Raw genomic sequence first — 18,441 nt, forward strand, 5'->3', positions numbered from 1 at the left:
CCTAATATGGCAAGCGGATTAACAGCTCTGTTCCTTTGCCAATTTCACTAACCCAGTCAGCTTTTCCACCAACTGATTTTGCACGATCCTTTATGGATTGCAAGCCTATCGAAAGTAGCTTTGTGTTATGATCGACGACGAAGCCTCGTCCCTCATCACGAATAACAAGTAAAATATCTGTAGAAGTAACCGTAATATAAAGCGCAGCCTCCAGAACACCAGCATGACGGCGAACATTATTAAGTGCTTCTTGGGCTACCCGAAATAATGTTTCTTCGATACGTGATGGGAATTGCAGTACACCTGAGACCGTTACATGAAGCTTCAAGCCAAGCATTTCAGCATACACTTTTATCGCTTCAAGTAAACCATTTTCTAATCCTTTTGGACGGAGTTGCCAAATAAGAGCACGCATTTCTGTTAAGGCATCCTGTGTTAAGTGCTGAATCTCCTTAAACGTTTCCTTCACATCACTATCGTTTGTCATTTCAATACCAGCTCTCGCCGTTAATGTAACTGAAAAAAGTAGCTGATTCACGGAATCATGTAAATCTCGAGCTAGACGATTGCGCTCCTTCACAAGTGCCATTTCTTGCTCCTGCTTTGTCAGTAAAATACGCTTAATGGCCGACCCCATCTGAAATGCAACCGATTCAAGTAATGCTAGCTCTTCCTCTGAAAAACGCACGGTATCCTTCGATGCAACATTTAAGACACCAAAACGCTCTTGTCCAGATTGAAGCGGCACTGTTGCATGATGTGTAATGCCTTCGTGATCACCAACATTTGCTGCAATGGCGCTTTCAATACGTTGACATTCAATAATATTAGAGGCTTTCTTTAATTCCTCATTACGATAGCGGGAAACACACCAACAGCCTCCCCTTTCTAAATAATGGCAATTTTTATGCTCCAGTGCCTCTGGTAAATTGACATGGACAACAAGCTCTGAGCGCCCTTTTTCATCGATAAAAAAAATCCAGCCCGTTTCAAAATTTGTGCCATTTAAAAATTTCACAAGTGCTCCCTTTAGCATCGACACAATTTCAGTTTCTTCGTTTAATAACTCTGCAATTTCTTTTAAAATACCAATATTGGAATGATCATTGTCCCTCACAAAAACACCTCTTCTTTGGCATTACTAATTTTAATGATAACATTTCAAAGTCTGGAACGTCTGCCTCAGCCGTTCATACTTTAGACTGAAATTTTTCATAAGAATATACCTTATTTTGGTTCATCACCAAAAGTTGTGGATGACTTTTGTTAAAACGTATACTATGTAAATAAGTTGATTGTAGTGGAGGCTGGGCGACTCCTTGGGGATCAGCAATAGAGGAACGAAGGCTAAAACCATCACGTCCTGTGATAAACGCCTTCGTGACCAACCTCGTGTTGGCCTAAGCGGCTCATCGGACGCCCCAGGAAAGCGCCCAGTCGGAACGGAAATCAACCACACGTTTTGGTGATGATACCTTATTTTGGGTAAGTTAATTTACATATAAAACTAGAACATCTATAATCGAACAAGTACATGGTTATACTAAGGAGAGAATTTACATGTCTAAAAAAGTGGAAAATGGCTTATTATTTATTTGGATTGTCTCTGTCGTTGCAACACTGGGTTCCTTATACTTTTCTGAAATTCGTCATTATGAACCTTGTAAAATGTGTTGGTACCAACGAATTTTCATGTATCCAATTGTCATTATGACAACGATTGCCTTTATTCAAAAAAATGCACGTATTGCTGTAACAACCGCTGTTTTTGCCATTATGGGAGGCAGTATATCACTTTACCATTATGGTATTCAAAAGCTAAGTTTTTTAGCTGATACTGCACCATCTTGTGGTCTTGTTTCATGTACTGGTCAATATATTAACTGGTTAGGTTTTATCACAATCCCATTTTTAGCGCTAACTGCATTTATTTTAATTGCAGGGGCAAGCTTTTATGTAATGAAGGCTGCTAAAACAGCAAAATAATTATGAGGCCGTGTTCTACATTTTGGAATACGGTCTTTTCTACGGAGGAAGATTTATGTTTCACTATGAAATAAATACGAATAATTTGACAATCGAGGATCTATTACGCAATCATTGGAGACTCGGTAAAAAGCTAGTCCATGAATTACGAATGGCGAAGGCTATCACAACAATGGACGGAGAGCCAATTCAGTGGAATGACCCACTACAGATAGGCACAACAATAAAATTTACATTTCCTATTCCGGCATCCAATTATCAACCGACACCTGTTTGTGCAATTGATGTCGTCTATGAGGATGACCATTGTTTGATCGTTTCTAAACCAAAAGGTATGTCGACACATCCAAATGATGCACGTGATACTCACACTTGTATGAATCATGTTATGGCTCATATTAAAGAGCAAGGTGGCACTTATGCGGAGCATGTCCATCGTTTAGATAAAGGAACACAAGGTTTGTTACTTGTAGCAAAACATCCTTTAGCAAAATCAATCTTTGATCGTATGATTGAGGAAAAATCCATTATTCGAACTTACGCTGCAGAAGTGCAAGGGAATTTACGCTCTACTTCTGGCACGATTTCTGAAGGAATCGGAAAAGACCGACATCATGCAACAAGACGTGTCGTTTCAAAAACTGGACAGCATGCGGTTACACACTATGAAGTTGTAGCGCGCTATAAAAGCTCTTGTGTTGTCCATCTAATTCTTGAAACAGGAAGAACACATCAAATTCGCGTACATTTAGCACATATCGGTCATCCGATTATTGGAGATACAATGTATGGCGCAAGAGAAACGGCAAGTGACGACTATGAGCTCCATGCTATTCAATTGGAATTCGAGCATCCATTTTTAAATAAGGTGATCGTTGTAAAGGATCAGCAGTAATTATCGTACTGCACTTTAAATTGTTGCACATAAGCTAACAATTTAAAGTGCAGTTTTTGTATACCTTTTTTATTTCTTTCGCTCATCATCAAAAGTTGTGGATGACACTTGTTGAAATCAACAACACGTTATGGTGATGAGCTATTACTTCAATCCATTTACTTATAATCCTAAAAAAGTATAAATATAATATTTACATTTCTTTCATCTATTTTTTACAGTAAATTTATTATACATTTCCATTATTGGTAATGACGGTGGATTTCTTTCATGATAGAATTAGATTAAATTGTCAGTCATCTGACTAATATGAGGGGGAATTTATTGATGAAATGGGTTAAAAGTATTGCAGCAACAACTCTAGCTGCTAGTTTACTAGCTACACCCGGTTTTGCCGCACATGCAGCGGAAGCAACACCAACAGCTAAGAAAGATGATTTCAAATTAACAATTCTACACTCAAATGACACGCATGCACACGTTGAGGATGCTCCAAAGCGTGCAACAAAAGTAAAAGAACTTCGTGCTGCAAATGCAAACTCACTTCTTTTAGATGCTGGTGATGTTTTCTCTGGTACTTTATACTTTAACGAATTTGCTGGGGAAACTGATATGAAGTTAATGAACTTAATGGGTTATGATGCCATGACTTTTGGTAACCATGAGTTCGATTTAGGATCAAGCCCAGAAGGACATGCTGCACTTGCTAAATTCGTTAAGGGCGCAGAGTTCCCATTACTAGGATCCAATCTAGATTTTTCAAAAGATTCTTTATTCGATGGCTTACAATTCAAAACAGTCACAAAAGACTTTAAAAACGGTAAAATTTATGACGGTATCATTAAAGAAATCGATGGACAACAAGTAGGTATTTTCGGCTTAACAACAGAAGAAACACCTACCATTTCAAGCGTTGCTAACGTCCAATTTGCAAACTATATCGACTCTGCGAAAAAAGCAGTAACAGAATTTGAAAAACAAGGTGTTAACAAAATTATCGCAGTTACTCATATTGGCTTCGATGACTCCGCTGATTGGGATAATGACCAATTACTAGCGAAAGCTGTAGAAGGTATTGATGTAATCGTAGGTGGTCATACACATACAAAATTAGACAAGCCTGTGAAAGCTGAAACACCATTTAAGAACCCTACAATTATCGTTCAAACAGGCCAATATAGCGAAAATTTAGGTGAATTAGAACTAACATTCGACGATAATGGTGCCGTTGTTGACTACTTCGGTCAGTTACATGCTTTAAAAGATGTCCAAGCTGACGCAGAGGCTACAGCACTTTTAGCTCCATATAAAGAGAAAATTTCAAAAATATTAAATCAATCAACAGGTAATACAGCTGTTTCACCACTAAATGGCGGTCGTAATCTTTGGGGTGTTCGTGCTGGTGAAACAAACCTTGGTAACTTAATTACTGATGGGATGCTTGCTGGTGCTAAAAAAATTGACCCTGAAGTACAATTTGCATTCCAAAATGGTGGTGGTATCCGCGCTGGTATTGATGCAGGAGATATTACTGTTGGTGAGGTTATGACAGTTATGCCATTCGGTAATGCACTTGGTATCGTAAAATTAAAAGGTGCTGAAATTTATGAAATCGTTGAACATAGTGTGAAAGAGTTCCCTAAAGAATCTGGTGGCTTCCTACACTTCTCTGGTTTACAAGTAGAATTTGACGGTAAAGCACCAGCTGGTAAACGTGTAAAATCTATTAAATTAAATGGTAAAGAGATTGATAAAGCAGCATATTATAAAGCGGCAACAAATACATTCACTGCTAAAGGTGGAGACGGCTATGATACACTGAAAAAAGTTTATGAGGACGGCCGTGTAAGTGAACCTGGTACAATTGACTACGAAATGTTTATTGAACATTTAGATACACTGAAAAAAGTTGATCCAAAAGTAGAAGGACGTATTATCGCAACAATTCCGTTTAAAGATATCGCAAAAGGTTCAGAAACAGAAGGCTTTGTTCGTGACCTTTATTACCGTGATTTAACTAACGGTACTTCAGCAACAACATATTCACCAAACGCAAACTTAACTCGTGCACAAGCTGCATCATTTATCGCACGTGCCTTAAAGCTTGAAGCAAAAGGTCAAGCAACATTCTCTGATCTTGCGAATGTAAATCCTGCAACACAAAAAGAAATTACAGCACTTGCTGAAGCAGGAATTGTACAAGGTGTGAATGGTAAATTCAATCCTAATACAAAAGTAACTCGTGCTCAACTTTCCTTAATGTTTGCTCGTGCATACAACCTACAACACGATGCAAAAACTGGTTTAAAAGCTGATTTCAGTGATATTTCTCAATACAACGCTGAAACTCAAAATGCTATTGCCCTTATGAAAGACTTAAAGATTGTTAGCGGCGTAAACGGCAAATTTATGCCTAGTAACAACGCGACACGTGCGCATATGGCAAAAATGCTTTCTAACTATATTCCATTTGTAAAAGAATCTAAATAATAAATTTACAAAATCCCGCTTCTCAAATTAGAGAGCGGGATTTCTATTGCACTAAAAATTAAATTTAAAGTTATCTGGGTCTTGTCCAAATCGTTCATTGCGATTTAACGTAGCTATTTTATCCATTTGAGCTAGTGTTAATTCAAAATCAAAAATCTGTGCATTTTCCTCAATACGACTAGGTGTCACAGACTTAGGAATAATAAGTGTATCATTTTGCAAATGCCAACGCAGCACTACTTGAGCAGCTGTCTTCCCTATTTCACGACCAATTTCCATAATCGTTGGATTATCAAGTACCCCGCCACGGCCTAATGGAGACCATGCCGTAACAGCAACTCCATGCTCATTACAAAATGCTCGTAATGCGTCCTGCTGTAAATATGGATGCACCTCTACTTGATTGACCATTGGCGCTATATTTGCTTTAGCTAAAAGCTTTTGTAGATGATGCTCATGGTGATTTGAGACACCTGTTGCACGAATTAATTTTTCATCATATAAACGTTCAATTGCTCTATACGTTTCTTCAAATGTTTCTGGTACTGCCCAATGCGTTAAATATAAATCTAAATAGTCCATATTTAACTTTTTCAATGATACTTCAAAAGCTCGTAATGTTTCATCATAGCCTTGGTCATTATTCCAAACCTTTGTCGTAACAAAAATATCCTCACGTTTAACACCTGAATGACGAATAGCTTCGCCCACCTCGGCCTCATTACCATAAAGAGAAGCCGTATCAATAGCTCGGTAGCCATATTTAACAGCTTTATCAATAGCCTGCAAAGTCTCATCACGCTCTGTCATTTTATAAACACCTAAGCCAAAGCGAGGCATTTCCACACCATTTGCTAATGTTTTTGTTGATTGTAAATTCAAGAATAACAACCCCTTTCTTTTCCTAGTTTCCATTATACAAAAAATTGGTTTTGAGAAATATAAGGAAAATTTCGGGTGTAATATCTTATTGATCTTTCGCTTCCTCTTCATAATCATCTACTTGGATAGGGTCTGGAATTCGATTGTCTTCTACAAGCTCTTGACCATCACGTAAATGCTCCATCTGCTTCCCCAAATCCTGTAAATCTTTAAAATTTCTAGCCATTGTACCGTTTTCGATATTTGGAACCTTTTTTTCCATTATTATCACCTCTCCTATAGTTTTCCCGAAATAGTTATTTCTGAACCATTTCTGACATATTTTATTCCGCCATGTCGTTTCATTTTTATAGTAGATAGTCTATACTAAAAAGAGATGTCTTTATAAACTGAGGAGGGTTCTTCCATGAGTTTAATATTAATTATTGGTGTAACTGTTGCGTTCTTAACTGCAATTTTCACTGCTGGTTATGAAGGCGATTACAGAGCAGACAAATAATACCTCAAGAAAATCACTAAGCATGAATATATGCTTAGTGATTTTTTTGTTTAAAACTATTACAGCAAAGTCATTTTAGATAAAGTTTGCTCTTCGGCAAAAACGAGTTGTTGATTTCCGTTACGGCTGGGCGCTTTGATGTTGCTGTCGCTTCGCTTTCGCGCAGATAAAACAATTGTCGCTGACGCTTCGTTTTCGCGCATAGCAAAGCTTCCTGGGGCGTCCGATGAGCCACTTCGGTTATTTCTCATTTTTTTTGGAACAATATAATTACTTGACAATCTGTACTTTATAAAATAAACTTACTTACATAAAGTAACTTGGTAATCAATCATAACTTAAATTCGGGGGTAAATTACTATGCATTTTCATGAAAAACCTAACACATATGTCACTAATGTTGAAATTAAAGTGAGCGATATACAACGTTCATTAACTTATTATCAGGAGGTCATTGGCTTTAAAGTTTTACATCAGGAATCTCATAGAGCAACTCTAACAGCTGATGGCAAAACAGCATTATTGACAATCGTCCAACCTGAAACAGTAGAAGAAAAAACGAGCTTAACAACTGGACTTTATCACTTTGCAATTTTACTGCCTACTCGTCGTGATTTAGCAAATATTATTACTCATTTCCATAACAAGGGCGTGTACTTCGGGGCATCTGACCATGATGTAAGTGAAGCACTTTATTTAAATGATCCTGATAATAATGGTATTGAGGTTTATGCGGATCGCCCTGAAAATGAATGGACTTGGCATTTCGACCAAGTGCATATGGTGACCGAACCTCTTAAAATCCATTCTATATTAGAGGAAGGCGATGGAAGATGGGATGGCCTACCAGCTGATACGGTTATGGGACATATTCATTTATCAGTTTCTAATTTGGCTGCCGCAGAGGAGTTTTATACAAAAGGATTAGGATTTGAGATTGTCACTCGCTATGGAGCACAAGCTTTATTCATCTCAACTGGCCGCTATCATCATCATATTGGTTTAAACACTTGGCACTCTGAAAACGCACCAAAGCTTGGTAAAAATCAGGTTGGCTTACAAACATTTTCACTGCGTCTAGATAATGAAGAGCAAGCAGCAACAATGAAAGAAAATCTCCGTTCAATTGGTGCACCTGTTATTGATATAGATGGTGGTTTCCAAACAGAGGATCCATCAGGTATCGTTGTTTTATTGAAATTTTAAGAGTGATGTGGCGTACTATCCGTCGGGGTGAGGATTGTGTCCGTCACTTGACGGGCTTTATCCGTCGATTGGCGGGTTTTATCCGTCGCTTGACGAGCAATCCGTCGCTTGACGAGCAATCCGTCGCCTGACGGGTTTTATCCGTCGCTCGCGAGGTGCTTTCCGTCGTTTGCTGGGTTCTTTCCGTCGATTGACGAGCAATCCGTCGATTGAGGAGTTCTTTCCGTCGCTTGACGAGCAATCCGTCGCTTGAGGAGTTCTTTCCGTCGCCTGACGAGCAATCCGTCGCTTGAGGAGTTCTTTCCGTCGCCTGACGGGTTTTATCCGTCGCTCGCGAGGTGCTTTCCGTCGTTTGCTGGGTTCTTTCCGTCGCTTGACGAGCAATCCGTCGCTTGAGGAGTTCTTTCCGTCGCCTGACGGGTTTTATCCGTCACTTGCGAGGTGCTTTCCGTCGCTTGACGAGCAATCCGTCGCTTGAGGAGTTCTTTCCGTCGCCTGACAGGTTTTATCCGTCGCTTGACGAGCAATCCGTCGCTTGAGGAGTTCTTTCCATCGCCTGACGGGTTGTATCCGTCGCTCGCGAGGTGCTTTCCGTCGCTTGACGGGTTCTTTCCGTCGCCTGACGGGCTTTCCGTCACTTGACGGTCTTTCCGTCGCTTACGGAGTTCTAACCATCCCTTTTCGAATCCCTTCACGTCTTACAAAAAAGCAAAAGCAGTTCTCCATAAAAGGAGAACTGCTTTTTTAATGTAACCCTGGATATCCTTGTTGACGTAATGCCTCATAAATAACTATTGCTGCTGTATTCGATAGATTGAGTGAACGAACATGCTCACTCTGTGGAATTCGTAAGCACATATCTCGACGCTCATACGCAAAATCCTTTGGCAAGCCAGTCGTTTCTTTGCCAAACATGAAGTAAATATCTCGATCTTTATCACTAAAATCATGTGTCGTAAATGGTTCATCACTATAGGTCTCAATTAAATAAACGTCGCCATTTTTGGATGCCTCTAAAAAATCCTCTAGCGAATCGTGATACACGACATTGACACTATGCCAATAATCTAAGCCGGCACGTTTTAGCATTTTATCGTCTGTAGAAAAGCCAAGAGGACGAATTAAATGTAGTGACGTATTTGTGCCAGCACATGTGCGTGCAATATTTCCTGTATTTGCTGGAATTTCTGGTTGATATAAAACGATATGCAATGGCATAACGGTACACTTCCTTAACTAAAAAATTGTAAACCTTTATTAATCTCAACGAGTACTTCCTCGTCTTGTTCTTTTACTTTTGCCTTAAGTAATGCGGATTGAGCTTGCTCCCCGCCTATCTTACCTAAAGCCCATGCTGCTGTTCCTCGAATTACAGGTCGTTCATCCTTTTCAAGAAGCGCTACTAAATCTGGGACCGCAGCTTCTTCTTTAAAGTGAGCAAGTGCCAAAATAGCATTGCGTTGAATTGGCTTTTTCCCTCGCCATGAACCAGAAACATGGCCAAACTTTTCTTTAAAGTCACGATTTGAAATTGTCAAAAGTGGCACAAGTAATGGCTTTGCAAGCTCTGGATCAGGTTTAAATTCCTCATGCATCCAGTTAATCTTTCCTTTATTCTTTGGGCATACGGTCTGACATGTATCACAGCCATACAAACGATTACCAATATGGGTACGAAACTCATCAGGTAGCATTCCCTTAGTTTGTGTTAAAAAGGCTATACAACGTTGAGAGTCTAGCTGTCCGCCTTCGATTAACGCACCAGTTGGACAAACATCTAAACATAAGCGGCAATCCCCGCATTCATCCTCCATAGGCTTATCCGGAGCAAAAGGGATATTCGTGATTAGCTCTCCTAAATATACATAGGAACCGAACTCAGGCGTAATGATCGAGCAGTTTTTTCCGCTCCAACCTATTCCTGCACGTTCCGCAACTGCCCTATCGACAAGTGCCCCCGTATCAACCATTGATTCAATACGAACACCTTCTATGCGTTCCTCAAGCCATGCTGCTAATAATTTCAATCGCTCACGTAATGCTGTATGATAATCGATCCCCCAGGAAGCACGGCAAAAAATCCCGCGTCTTGCTCCCTTCTTGCCAACAGGTGCATTTTGCATACGCGACGGATATGCGACAGCTATCGCCACAATGCTCTCTGCTCCTTCTAACAATTGTAGGGGCTCGGTACGTTTTTCTATATCACTTTCTTCAAAGCCAGACTGATAGCCAAGCTCTTGCTGACGGCGCAGTCTATTTTTTAATTCTGTAAATGGAGCTGCTGTTGTAAAGCCAATTTTATCTACACCAATGGACATTGCATACGCCACAAATTCACGTTGTAGGTCATGTATGTTCATTTCATTTCCAACTCCTTACATGGTACAATAATAGAAATAGATAAAGTAGGTGATGTTTTATGGACATTTCAATTAATCAATCTCTATTGACACAACATCCCGAGCTTAAAATCGGCATTATTCATTATACCAAAATTGTCGTTGCAGAATCTCCTCAAATGATTAAAGGTCGCATGCAATTGTATCAGGAAAATCTCTTTTTAGAAATGCAAGATAATCCTGTAACGCAACGAGAGGGTATTGCAGAATGGCGACAACTATGGAAAAAGCTTGGTGCAGATCCGAACCGCTATCGCCACTCAGCAGAAAGTTTAATGCGCCGAATTAGTAAGCAAAATTATTTAACACCACTTCACTCTGGTGTTGATTTAAATAATTTCTTCTCCCTTCAATATGAGATTCCAGTAGGCTTATATGATGTAGCTAAACTAAAAGGAAATATAGAAATCGCACTTGGCAATGAGGAAACTGGCTATGAGGGCTTAAATGGTCGTTTTAATGCATTAAAAAATATCCTTAATAGCTATGATGCTGAAGGAGCATTTGGGTCACCATTTGTCGATTCTAAACGTACGTCTGTTTCAGAGGAAACGACCGAGGCTTTACATATCTTCTACCTCCGCCCATCATTGTCAGAAGAAAGTGCGGAAGAGCTTCTTGCATCTGCCGGTAAGATGTTTAATCAAATTCATGGTGGCGATTATAAAATGGCCTTATTAACAAGTGCAGCACCATCTACTACACTGTAAAAAGGATGTGTTTTCATGATTAATCTTGCAGAAGCCGTTAAGCTAAAAAGTATTTTAGCAAAAAAAGTTCAAGAACTCGTTGACGAATTACATCGTAGCGCTTTTGTAACTGTTGAAAAAGGACAAGCACCCAAAACAAGTAATCGTGCAATGAAGGTAATTGAAGCTGAATTAGCTCAAGTACGTCTCGATGTTCGTACATTGGATCGTTTAGTATATGAAGCAAATATAAAAAGCTCCGTGGACTTTAAAGGTGAAAAACTAGCATTAGTTGAAGCGATTGAGCTCGCAACACAGCTCCGCGCAGATGCTGAACTGTGCAAACAGTTTAGTATGCATGAAAAAGAGAGTGTACGCATGGGTTATGGTGAAAATACAATGCTTTATGAAATTGCTATGTATGAGCCAGATGAGTACCGCGAACGTGCTATTAAACTAGAAAAAGATGCCCATAAATTATCGAATCTGATCAATGCGAAGAATTATCGTGTTGAAATTAATTTTGATGATTCTCGTTATTTCTAATCTCAAGCATCAAGGCTATTATTTCTAAAATGAAATACAATAAAAAAGCATCCTTTTTGAGCTGTACCTCCAATTGTGTTTAACAATTCGGAGTGCAGCTTTGGGATGCTTTTTGTTCTACTTACTTAAATCATATTTAATTTCAAATTTCCCTATATCCCAATCAGCAAACAGAAAAGTTACATTAGTCTTAGTGTTAGGATCAGTATATGTATAAGCTTTATCCTCGTCAAAAGCAATATCACTTTCTTCGTCAAATTTATCTATATTCAATCCTAGTGCATCAGCAATTGACATAGCGGATATAATTCCTTCTGCCCATTCTCCTCCATTTTCAGCTTCATTTAATTCGGTTGCGGGGATTCCTTCTATAAAAATATTATATCCAATTATTTTTTTATCCTCATTATATTTAGCGTCTATTTTATAATGACCCTTATGTTTTTTAAAATCAGTATCCAATAAGATTTGTGAGAAAATATTTTCCTCTTTATTCAATTCACTAGTTATTGGTTCTGGCATTTTCGCTATTACAATTCCGTTTACTGGATTCTGTTTATATATATCAGCTCTGACATTGTATTTTTTAACAAACTTTTCTACCGCAGCCTTTGATTCAGGATCAACCTCTTCAAATTTTACTGGAACGACTTTCTCCTCCTTTACGACCGCTTCTTTTGTTTCCTGATCTTTTTTTACATCTGCCTCTTTTTTCTTCTCTGTTCCTTCTCCAGAACATCCAACTAGCATAACTGCTAGAAGTAATAATAAAACTTTCTTCATTACCTTTATTCCCTCCGAATGTATATCAATAAAAATATACGTTACTAGATTCAATGAAATAGAATTCAGTGCAAAAAATACTTAAATTACTATATTGCATCATCCTATTATAATTCTGACAAAATAAAGTTTCTGTTTCCACCCTTTCTTTCAACACTTTTCGACATTTTATGTAAAATTAAGGTTTTATGGAATAATAATATACAGAATATCAATTTTTAAAATCTCAATTACACAAAAGCAAATACAAAAGACAAGCCGAGGTTTCATCGCTTCTCAAGTCTATTAATAAGCAAAAAAGACTTGTATAGCTCTAAATCAATTAAAATAAATACAGCAAAGCAAAAAAGCATCTCTTGATCTGCATTGCAATTGTTAGACACAATTGAGATGTAGTTCATTAGAGATGCTTTTTGTTCTACTTAGTTAATTCAAATTTAAATTCAAACTTTCCTGCATCGACCTCAGTACAAAGATTAGTTACCTTATATGTAGAATCAGTATAAGAATCAGTGTCTCTATTTCCTTCAGCTTTAGCTAATGATTCGGTGAATTTACCCAAATCTAATCCTAGTGTTTGAGCAACTATTACAGCTGAAGTCATCCCTTCTGCCCATTCATCTCCCTCATCATTTACTTCTTTTTCAGGGAGTCCTTGAACAGAAAGATTATATCCAATTATTTTTTTATCCTTATTGTATTTAGCAACTAATTTGTAATGGCCCTTATATTCTTTAAAATCAGCTTCCAATAGAACTTGTGAGAAATCATTAAGTTCATTCGTTACAGGTTCTGGAATCATGTCTAATCCTATAGGTTGAACCTGTTTAAATAAAGTAAGCTTTTCATTGTATTCTTTGGCAAACTTTTCAACTGTAGCTTTTGATTCAGTATCGACTTCTTCAAATTTTACTGTAACGACCTCTTCTTTTTTTACATCTGCCTCTTTTTTCTTCTCTGTTCCTTCTCCAGAACATCCAACTAGCATAACTGCTAGAAGTAATAATAAAACTTTCTTCATTACCTTTATTCCCTCCGAATGCATATCGCTAAAAATATACGTTATTAGATTTAATGAAATAGAATTATAGTACAAAAAGTTTCTAAAATACTATATCATCTCCTCCTATTACAATTCTGACAAAATAAGGTGTACATTTCCACCTTTATTATTCGTCATTTTTCGACATTTTAAGTAAAATAAAGGATCTTGTTATATATTGAACTAAATCTAATGCATATAAAAAAGCGTTCAACCAATAGTGGCTAAACGCTTTTGATAGTCTATTTTTTTGCGAAAGCTCCGTGCTAACGTAGCAGAAGCAATAGATGTCTTTTGTGTGAAAACATAGGGGCAGTGCCACCGATACAGGTCAATTAGCCGTTTTCGCATGGATGCGATGATTTTAGGCTAACAACTCCTTTCTGATCCCGTGATATCCGCCGGAAGCTTAACTTCTCCTAGAAGAAGTTAAAATGTCTTTACGGGTTTGGAAGTCGATCATTTAGCATAGCTAAGTAAAAACTTCTTTTCTCATTTGCAAGAGTCATCACGTTTTCCAATTGCTCCAATTGTTGCTCTAGTAGATTAACATGTTTATTTAATAGTTCAATCCGTTTGTGTAAAATTTCCTGAATATCCTCTATTTGTTGATCATTTTGTGTTAATAGACAGCCATCTTCAGCAAACAAAGTAATATCCTTTAGCTTCATTCCTGTTTGCTTTAATCCATAAATAAATTGGATAAAGCGAAGATCCTGATCATTATATTGCCGAATCCCGTTTTGCTTCCCATCCAAACGATAAGGATTAGGTAAGAGACCCATTTTTTCATAATAACGAAGTGTATATGCAGAAATACCTGTTAATTTCGATATTTCACCAATTGAGTACATTAGGTTTTGTCCCCTTTCATTCACATATAAGAACAACCTTTCCTACAGATATTGATTTTTCAAGCAATTCTTGTGCATGTGCCGCTTCCCTTAAAGGAAGTCTGTAAGAAATCAGGGGATTGATTTTCCCTTCCTCTAACAATGAGAGTAGGAACCGAACATCTTCCTTAAACCAATCTAACTTTTCTTTTTTTAATGAGGTTATAGAGTAAAGATAGACAGGATTGCCTTTCCCTGTAGTTCGATTTTCAGCCAAACTTTCCCACTCTTTGGTCCATTCTTCTGAATCTCCTTGCTGAAGAATCGAGGTATAGCCGTAACCTATGAAACGGCCATTGTTGCTTAAGGTATTCATCGAACGCTCATAATTCTGGCCTCCTATTGGATCAAATACAACATCCATACCTTCAGGAGCCTTATTACGAAGAGTATCTACAAAATCTTCGTTTCGATAGTCAATCGGCACGGCGCCGAATTGGGATACAATTGAATGTTTAGCCAAGGAAGCCGTGCCATACATGTCTAATTTCGCTAACTTTCCAAGCTCAAGCAATGCAGTACCAACCCCTCCACTTGCCCCGTGAATAAGGATACGTTCTCCCTCAGCTACCTTTGCAACCCGGTGAAGCATTTGATAGGCTGTTACATAATTTAAGATCACAGCAACCGCCGTTACGGAATCGATGTGAGCAGGAATCCCGACAACCTCATCATCCATCGCGTACACATAAGATGCATAGCCACCCGTTCCGTTAAAAAAGACGGCTACCTTATCCCCTATCAAATATTTTTGCACGCCTTCTCCCAACTCGTCAACAATCCCAATAGCATCGTATCCTGGAGTAAAGGGAGGTATAGGAGATAGCGGATATTTACCCTCTCTTCTCATAATATCCGCAAGTGCAACCCCTGCTGCTTGAACCTTAACTCGAATTTCTCCCCTTTCAGGTTTTCGTAGGGGCTCCTCTATCACATCAATAACCTGAGGTCCTCCGTATCGAGTTACAATTACTCGTGTATTCAAATCAAAACATCTCCTCTCAATAAAGATGTTTGTATTATATTTGTTAGAGTAAACTCTAAGTCAAGGAATCTATTTTGCATCAGCCAAGGTTTAAAGTTTTATTGCATAGACGATTTCCCTGAAACTGTATACAATAGATTTATGGAGTCGATGAGACTTCATATCGAATTGGATGTGCTGTTTTCAAAACTAGCTTTTTGGAGCTAACTTAAACAAAACCAATGACAAGTTACCTGTTACTGTATGACCAATGACTAATAACCAACTATAAGCAATGGCCATACTCAAACTACTTGATAATTATTTGAAAACGCCATCCAATAGCTCTCTTACATCTTGTGTGTAGGAGAGCTTTTTAGTTTAAAACAAAGTGCATCATTTTGCTTTAACGAATAAAGAAGTAACGTAGAAAATAAAGCCTATTGCAAAGGCAATTAATTGATCCAATAATAATTCATCATGAAGAAACCATCTTAACAAAAAGACTCCGCCGAAAATTAACATGATTAAAAACCCAACATATTTTAATCCATTATGTAGCATTTTCTATCTCCTTTTTTAAGTCTTCTATACACTCTCTTAATAATAAGCAAAAAAAGAGTGTTAACTTTCACTCTTTTTAATTCTATCTTTTAATTCCTTTATCTCTTTTTCTAATTGCAATATCTTTCTCTTTAAAACATCAGTTTGTGAGGCTGTATAAATTGCTAAACCTAATCCCAACATAGCAATTGAAAACACGAATATTGTCGACACAATTTACACCCCTTAAAAGTAATTATCAAAGCCTACAGTAACTAAAGTAAAAATGTAGCTGTAATCTCCATATATCATAAATACTAACAAGAATTTCAAAACAGTCAAATCAATATTTTCTGATTTTAAAGCATATTTCGACAATAATCTTTAGAAGGAATCTAAAAAACCATAAAGGTATCACATGTAAGAGGGTTTTTAATGTCTAGTTCTCCCCTAGCATGGACAGAATGACTATATCCAAAGAAAGGGGTTAAACAATGACAAACCAACATGATTCAACAAACGAGCATGACATGACTTTGACAAATCGACAGGGACACCCTATTACTAACAATCAAAATATACGTACTGTCAGTAATCGAGGACCTGCAACCCTGGAAAACTATGATTTTATAGAAAAAATAAGTCACTTTGACCGTGAAAGAATTCCTGAGCGTGTTGTTCATGCGCGAGGTGCAGGGGCACATGGCTATTTTGAGACATACGGTGTTGTCGGGGATGATCCTATTTCTAAGTATACAAGGGCTAAAGTATTTCAGGATAAAGGGAAACAGACGCCTGTTTTTGTGCGCTTTTCAACAGTTATTCATGGTGGTCATTCACCAGAGACATTACGTGATCCACGAGGCTTTGCTGTAAAATTCTATACTGAGGATGGTAACTGGGATTTAGTCGGCAATAATTTAAAGATCTTCTTTATCCGTGATGCTATGAAATTCCCTGATATGATTCACGCCTTTAAGCCTGATCCCATTACAAATATTCAAGACGTTGAGCGTTTTTTTGATTTCTGTGCAAGCTCACCAGAATCCTTCCATATGGTGACATTCGTTTATTCACCATGGGGTATTCCTGCTAATTATCGAATGATGCAAGGCTCCGGCGTTAATACGTATAAATGGGTCAATAATGAAGGCAAAGCGGTCCTTGTAAAATATCATTGGGAACCTTTACAAGGCATTAAAAACTTAACACAAAAAGAAGCAGAAGAAATCCAAATGAAAAATTTCAATCATGCCACACAAGATTTATATGATGCCATTAAAAATGGTGATTATCCTGAATGGGAGCTTAACGTCCAAATTATGGAGGATGGTCCACATCCAGAGCTTGATTTTGATCCATTAGATGATACGAAGCTTTGGCCTAATGATCAATTCCCATGGTATCCAGTTGGTAAGATGGTGCTAAATAAAAATCCAGAAGATTATTTTGCTGAGGTTGAACAGGCTACATTCGGCACAGGTGTGCTTGTGGACGGATTGGATTTCTCGGACGATAAAATGCTACAAGGTCGTACCTTCTCTTATTCCGATACACAGCGTCATCGTGTAGGTGCAAACTATTTACAACTCCCTATCAATGCTCCTAAAAAACGAGTGGCAACCAATCAGAATGGTGGTCAAATGATGTATAAGCGTGATTTAGCTCCTGGACAAAATCCTCATATTAACTATGAGCCTTCGATGTTAAATGGTTTAAAGGAAGCTACTCAAGCGGCTAAAGAATATACACCACTCGTGGAAGGTAATCTCGTTCGAGAATCAATTGATCGTCAAAGTAATACGAAGCAAGCTGGCGAAACATATCGCAATTTTGAACAATGGGAGCGAGATGAGCTGCTTGAAAACTTAATTCGTGATTTAGCAGTCTGTCATATAGCCATTCAAGAAGCGATGATTGCATTAGCACAAGAAGCAGATGAAGAATACGGTCGTTTGTTAAAAGAAGGTTTACAAAAAGCTCGAAACGATTCTTCTTCATCAAAGCCACTTGGCAATATTGCTGGTGATGAAGCACCTCAAAAAGCTGTAGATAAAGGTCATGGCGCAGAGCCTTATTAAATCAAAAAGACATTACATATTTTCACAACAAATATGTAATGTCTTTTTTTAGTGACAGAAGTTATTCTTCATTACAATAGAAAAGAACTTTTTAATTATTTTTCGTATGCTTTATACCAATGATATGGTTGTATTTCTTTCAGTGTTTTAAATATCAATTCACCATTCGGATTAGTGATAGCCGCTTTTACATTTTCGCCCCAGTAAAAAAGCCTTTCTTGACATACACCACAAGGAGTTAACACAGTAAATACTGAATTTTCGTTTTCTCTGGCAATACAAATACTATGAGTAACCTTCGTATTAAGTTTATGCGCTTCAAGTATTGCACCGGTTTCCATGCACAATTCAGTAGAGGCATTAATAACGTCTGGTGCTACGCTCGTTAAAATCTGACCATCTTCAGTATACATTGCTGCAGCACCACCCCAACCAGAAGGATATCTTTTTTCGATCAATTCTACCACCGACTGATATAATTTTCGCTCAATATTCATCTTCTTTCCCCCTGTTTTTAATCAATTTAACATAACATAAAAT

24 protein-coding genes are annotated in these 18,441 nt (G+C 37.9%); 11 read left to right on the forward strand and 13 right to left on the reverse strand.

Annotated features, from left to right (window positions below):
- Position 1 precedes the first annotated feature (1 nt).
- Positions 2 to 1,117, reverse strand: a complete 1,116-nt coding sequence (locus ABH966_RS18665) for a GAF domain-containing sensor histidine kinase (RefSeq protein WP_370080974.1) — start codon at positions 1,115 to 1,117, stop codon at positions 2 to 4.
- A gap of 443 nt (positions 1,118 to 1,560) precedes the next feature.
- Between ABH966_RS18665 and ABH966_RS18670 the strand changes: the two genes are divergently transcribed.
- The 3 genes from ABH966_RS18670 (at position 1,561) to ABH966_RS18680 (ending at position 5,371) form a co-directional block, all read left to right on the forward strand.
- A complete protein-coding gene (locus tag ABH966_RS18670) occupies positions 1,561 to 1,986 on the forward strand; it encodes a disulfide oxidoreductase (RefSeq protein ID WP_370080976.1) in 426 nt (141 codons plus the stop codon).
- Positions 1,987 to 2,041: 55 nt separating this feature from the next.
- On the forward strand, positions 2,042 to 2,881 hold the full coding sequence (locus tag ABH966_RS18675; protein ID WP_370080978.1) for an RluA family pseudouridine synthase: 840 nt from the start codon (positions 2,042 to 2,044) through the stop codon (positions 2,879 to 2,881).
- A gap of 327 nt (positions 2,882 to 3,208) precedes the next feature.
- Complete coding sequence (locus ABH966_RS18680; protein WP_370080980.1) at positions 3,209 to 5,371, forward strand: 5'-nucleotidase C-terminal domain-containing protein; 2,163 nt, start codon at positions 3,209 to 3,211, stop codon at positions 5,369 to 5,371.
- Between the two features lie 51 nt (positions 5,372 to 5,422).
- On the opposite strand, the gene ABH966_RS18685 is transcribed toward ABH966_RS18680, so the two are convergent.
- The 3 genes from ABH966_RS18685 to ABH966_RS18695 all read right to left on the reverse strand — a co-directional run bounded on the left by ABH966_RS18685 (position 5,423) and on the right by ABH966_RS18695 (position 6,955).
- Entirely contained in the window at positions 5,423 to 6,253 is an 831-nt protein-coding gene (locus ABH966_RS18685) for an aldo/keto reductase (RefSeq protein ID WP_370080982.1), read from the reverse strand.
- 85 nt (positions 6,254 to 6,338) lie between these two features.
- A complete protein-coding gene (locus ABH966_RS18690; RefSeq protein WP_370080984.1) occupies positions 6,339 to 6,515 on the reverse strand; it encodes a hypothetical protein in 177 nt (58 codons plus the stop codon).
- A gap of 296 nt (positions 6,516 to 6,811) precedes the next feature.
- On the reverse strand, positions 6,812 to 6,955 hold the full coding sequence (locus tag ABH966_RS18695) for a hypothetical protein (protein WP_370080986.1): 144 nt from the start codon (positions 6,953 to 6,955) through the stop codon (positions 6,812 to 6,814).
- Between the two features lie 157 nt (positions 6,956 to 7,112).
- On the opposite strand from ABH966_RS18695, the gene ABH966_RS18700 reads away from it, so the two are divergent.
- The 5 genes from ABH966_RS18700 to ABH966_RS18720 all read left to right on the forward strand — a co-directional run bounded on the left by ABH966_RS18700 (position 7,113) and on the right by ABH966_RS18720 (position 8,706).
- Positions 7,113 to 7,958: a VOC family protein gene (locus tag ABH966_RS18700; protein ID WP_370080988.1), complete on the forward strand. Its 846-nt coding sequence runs from the start codon at positions 7,113 to 7,115 to the stop codon at positions 7,956 to 7,958.
- A 5-nt stretch (positions 7,959 to 7,963) separates the two neighbouring features.
- A complete protein-coding gene (locus ABH966_RS18705) occupies positions 7,964 to 8,089 on the forward strand; it encodes a hypothetical protein (protein ID WP_370080990.1) in 126 nt (41 codons plus the stop codon).
- A gap of 118 nt (positions 8,090 to 8,207) precedes the next feature.
- A complete protein-coding gene (locus ABH966_RS18710; RefSeq protein ID WP_370080991.1) occupies positions 8,208 to 8,354 on the forward strand; it encodes a hypothetical protein in 147 nt (48 codons plus the stop codon).
- On the forward strand, positions 8,351 to 8,497 hold the full coding sequence (locus tag ABH966_RS18715) for a hypothetical protein (RefSeq protein ID WP_370080993.1): 147 nt from the start codon (positions 8,351 to 8,353) through the stop codon (positions 8,495 to 8,497). Before ABH966_RS18710 ends, ABH966_RS18715 begins: the two co-directional genes overlap by 4 nt.
- Entirely contained in the window at positions 8,494 to 8,706 is a 213-nt protein-coding gene (locus ABH966_RS18720) for a hypothetical protein (protein WP_370080995.1), read from the forward strand. The genes ABH966_RS18715 and ABH966_RS18720 overlap by 4 nt, the downstream gene beginning before the upstream one ends.
- Here ABH966_RS18720 and trmL read toward each other — a convergent pair.
- Together trmL and queG are read right to left on the reverse strand one after the other, a co-directional pair.
- Complete coding sequence (trmL, locus tag ABH966_RS18725; RefSeq protein WP_370080997.1) at positions 8,703 to 9,176, reverse strand: tRNA (uridine(34)/cytosine(34)/5-carboxymethylaminomethyluridine(34)-2'-O)-methyltransferase TrmL; 474 nt, start codon at positions 9,174 to 9,176, stop codon at positions 8,703 to 8,705. The two genes, ABH966_RS18720 and trmL, sit on opposite strands and share 4 nt — an antisense overlap.
- A 14-nt stretch (positions 9,177 to 9,190) precedes the next feature.
- The gene (queG, locus tag ABH966_RS18730) at positions 9,191 to 10,321 is read right to left on the reverse strand and encodes a tRNA epoxyqueuosine(34) reductase QueG (protein WP_370080999.1); all 1,131 of its coding nucleotides are present in this window, start codon (positions 10,319 to 10,321) and stop codon (positions 9,191 to 9,193) included.
- Between the two features lie 59 nt (positions 10,322 to 10,380).
- Between queG and ABH966_RS18735 the strand changes: the two genes are divergently transcribed.
- On the forward strand, positions 10,381 to 11,070 hold the full coding sequence (locus ABH966_RS18735) for a B3/B4 domain-containing protein (protein WP_370081001.1): 690 nt from the start codon (positions 10,381 to 10,383) through the stop codon (positions 11,068 to 11,070).
- 15 nt (positions 11,071 to 11,085) lie between these two features.
- The gene (locus tag ABH966_RS18740; protein ID WP_370081003.1) at positions 11,086 to 11,595 is read left to right on the forward strand and encodes a hypothetical protein; all 510 of its coding nucleotides are present in this window, start codon (positions 11,086 to 11,088) and stop codon (positions 11,593 to 11,595) included.
- A gap of 117 nt (positions 11,596 to 11,712) precedes the next feature.
- On the opposite strand, the gene ABH966_RS18745 is transcribed toward ABH966_RS18740, so the two are convergent.
- From ABH966_RS18745 to ABH966_RS18770, 6 genes are all read right to left on the reverse strand, one after another.
- Positions 11,713 to 12,378, reverse strand: a complete 666-nt coding sequence (locus ABH966_RS18745) for a hypothetical protein (RefSeq protein ID WP_370081005.1) — start codon at positions 12,376 to 12,378, stop codon at positions 11,713 to 11,715.
- Positions 12,379 to 12,796: 418 nt separating this feature from the next.
- Positions 12,797 to 13,399 carry a hypothetical protein gene (locus ABH966_RS18750; RefSeq protein ID WP_370081007.1) on the reverse strand — a complete coding sequence of 201 codons (603 nt, stop codon included), beginning with the start codon at positions 13,397 to 13,399 and terminating at the stop codon, positions 12,797 to 12,799.
- 461 nt (positions 13,400 to 13,860) lie between these two features.
- On the reverse strand, positions 13,861 to 14,274 hold the full coding sequence (locus ABH966_RS18755; protein ID WP_370081009.1) for a MerR family transcriptional regulator: 414 nt from the start codon (positions 14,272 to 14,274) through the stop codon (positions 13,861 to 13,863).
- A gap of 16 nt (positions 14,275 to 14,290) precedes the next feature.
- Entirely contained in the window at positions 14,291 to 15,298 is a 1,008-nt protein-coding gene (locus tag ABH966_RS18760; protein WP_370081011.1) for a medium chain dehydrogenase/reductase family protein, read from the reverse strand.
- A 375-nt stretch (positions 15,299 to 15,673) separates the two neighbouring features.
- The gene (locus ABH966_RS18765; protein WP_199777815.1) at positions 15,674 to 15,841 is read right to left on the reverse strand and encodes a hypothetical protein; all 168 of its coding nucleotides are present in this window, start codon (positions 15,839 to 15,841) and stop codon (positions 15,674 to 15,676) included.
- A 60-nt stretch (positions 15,842 to 15,901) separates the two neighbouring features.
- Positions 15,902 to 16,054: a hypothetical protein gene (locus ABH966_RS18770; RefSeq protein ID WP_370081013.1), complete on the reverse strand. Its 153-nt coding sequence runs from the start codon at positions 16,052 to 16,054 to the stop codon at positions 15,902 to 15,904.
- 260 nt (positions 16,055 to 16,314) lie between these two features.
- Here ABH966_RS18770 and ABH966_RS18775 point away from each other — a divergent pair, with 260 nt between their 5' ends.
- A complete protein-coding gene (locus ABH966_RS18775; RefSeq protein ID WP_370081015.1) occupies positions 16,315 to 17,901 on the forward strand; it encodes a catalase in 1,587 nt (528 codons plus the stop codon).
- Positions 17,902 to 17,996: 95 nt separating this feature from the next.
- Here ABH966_RS18775 and ABH966_RS18780 read toward each other — a convergent pair whose 3' ends face one another.
- A complete protein-coding gene (locus ABH966_RS18780) occupies positions 17,997 to 18,398 on the reverse strand; it encodes a cytidine deaminase (protein ID WP_370081017.1) in 402 nt (133 codons plus the stop codon).
- Positions 18,399 to 18,441 lie beyond the last annotated feature (43 nt).

It is taken from the genome of Lysinibacillus sp. RC46, assembly GCF_041262385.1.
Taxonomy (GTDB): Bacteria; Bacillota; Bacilli; order Bacillales_A; family Planococcaceae; genus Lysinibacillus.

Bases quoted from the DNA above. Each gene is read 5' to 3' on its own strand.
- ABH966_RS18750 (WP_370081007.1), bottom strand. From the start codon at position 13,399: ATGAAGAAAGTTTTATTATTACTTCTAGCAGTTATGCTAGTTGGATGT.
- ABH966_RS18745 (WP_370081005.1), bottom strand. From the start codon at position 12,378: ATGAAGAAAGTTTTATTATTACTTCTAGCAGTTATGCTAGTTGGATGT.
- ABH966_RS18670 (WP_370080976.1), top strand. From the start codon at position 1,561: ATGTCTAAAAAAGTGGAAAATGGCTTATTATTTATTTGGATTGTCTCT.
- trmL (WP_370080997.1), bottom strand. From the start codon at position 9,176: ATGCCATTGCATATCGTTTTATATCAACCAGAAATTCCAGCAAATACA.
- ABH966_RS18740 (WP_370081003.1), top strand. From the start codon at position 11,086: ATGATTAATCTTGCAGAAGCCGTTAAGCTAAAAAGTATTTTAGCAAAA.
- ABH966_RS18705 (WP_370080990.1), top strand. From the start codon at position 7,964: ATGTGGCGTACTATCCGTCGGGGTGAGGATTGTGTCCGTCACTTGACG.
- ABH966_RS18700 (WP_370080988.1), top strand. From the start codon at position 7,113: ATGCATTTTCATGAAAAACCTAACACATATGTCACTAATGTTGAAATT.
- ABH966_RS18675 (WP_370080978.1), top strand. From the start codon at position 2,042: ATGTTTCACTATGAAATAAATACGAATAATTTGACAATCGAGGATCTA.
- ABH966_RS18755 (WP_370081009.1), bottom strand. From the start codon at position 14,274: ATGTACTCAATTGGTGAAATATCGAAATTAACAGGTATTTCTGCATAT.
- queG (WP_370080999.1), bottom strand. From the start codon at position 10,321: ATGAACATACATGACCTACAACGTGAATTTGTGGCGTATGCAATGTCC.
- ABH966_RS18690 (WP_370080984.1), bottom strand. From the start codon at position 6,515: ATGGAAAAAAAGGTTCCAAATATCGAAAACGGTACAATGGCTAGAAAT.
- ABH966_RS18695 (WP_370080986.1), bottom strand. From the start codon at position 6,955: ATGCGCGAAAACGAAGCGTCAGCGACAATTGTTTTATCTGCGCGAAAG.
- ABH966_RS18780 (WP_370081017.1), bottom strand. From the start codon at position 18,398: ATGAATATTGAGCGAAAATTATATCAGTCGGTGGTAGAATTGATCGAA.
- ABH966_RS18775 (WP_370081015.1), top strand. From the start codon at position 16,315: ATGACAAACCAACATGATTCAACAAACGAGCATGACATGACTTTGACA.
- ABH966_RS18735 (WP_370081001.1), top strand. From the start codon at position 10,381: ATGGACATTTCAATTAATCAATCTCTATTGACACAACATCCCGAGCTT.
- ABH966_RS18680 (WP_370080980.1), top strand. From the start codon at position 3,209: ATGAAATGGGTTAAAAGTATTGCAGCAACAACTCTAGCTGCTAGTTTA.
- ABH966_RS18765 (WP_199777815.1), bottom strand. From the start codon at position 15,841: ATGCTACATAATGGATTAAAATATGTTGGGTTTTTAATCATGTTAATT.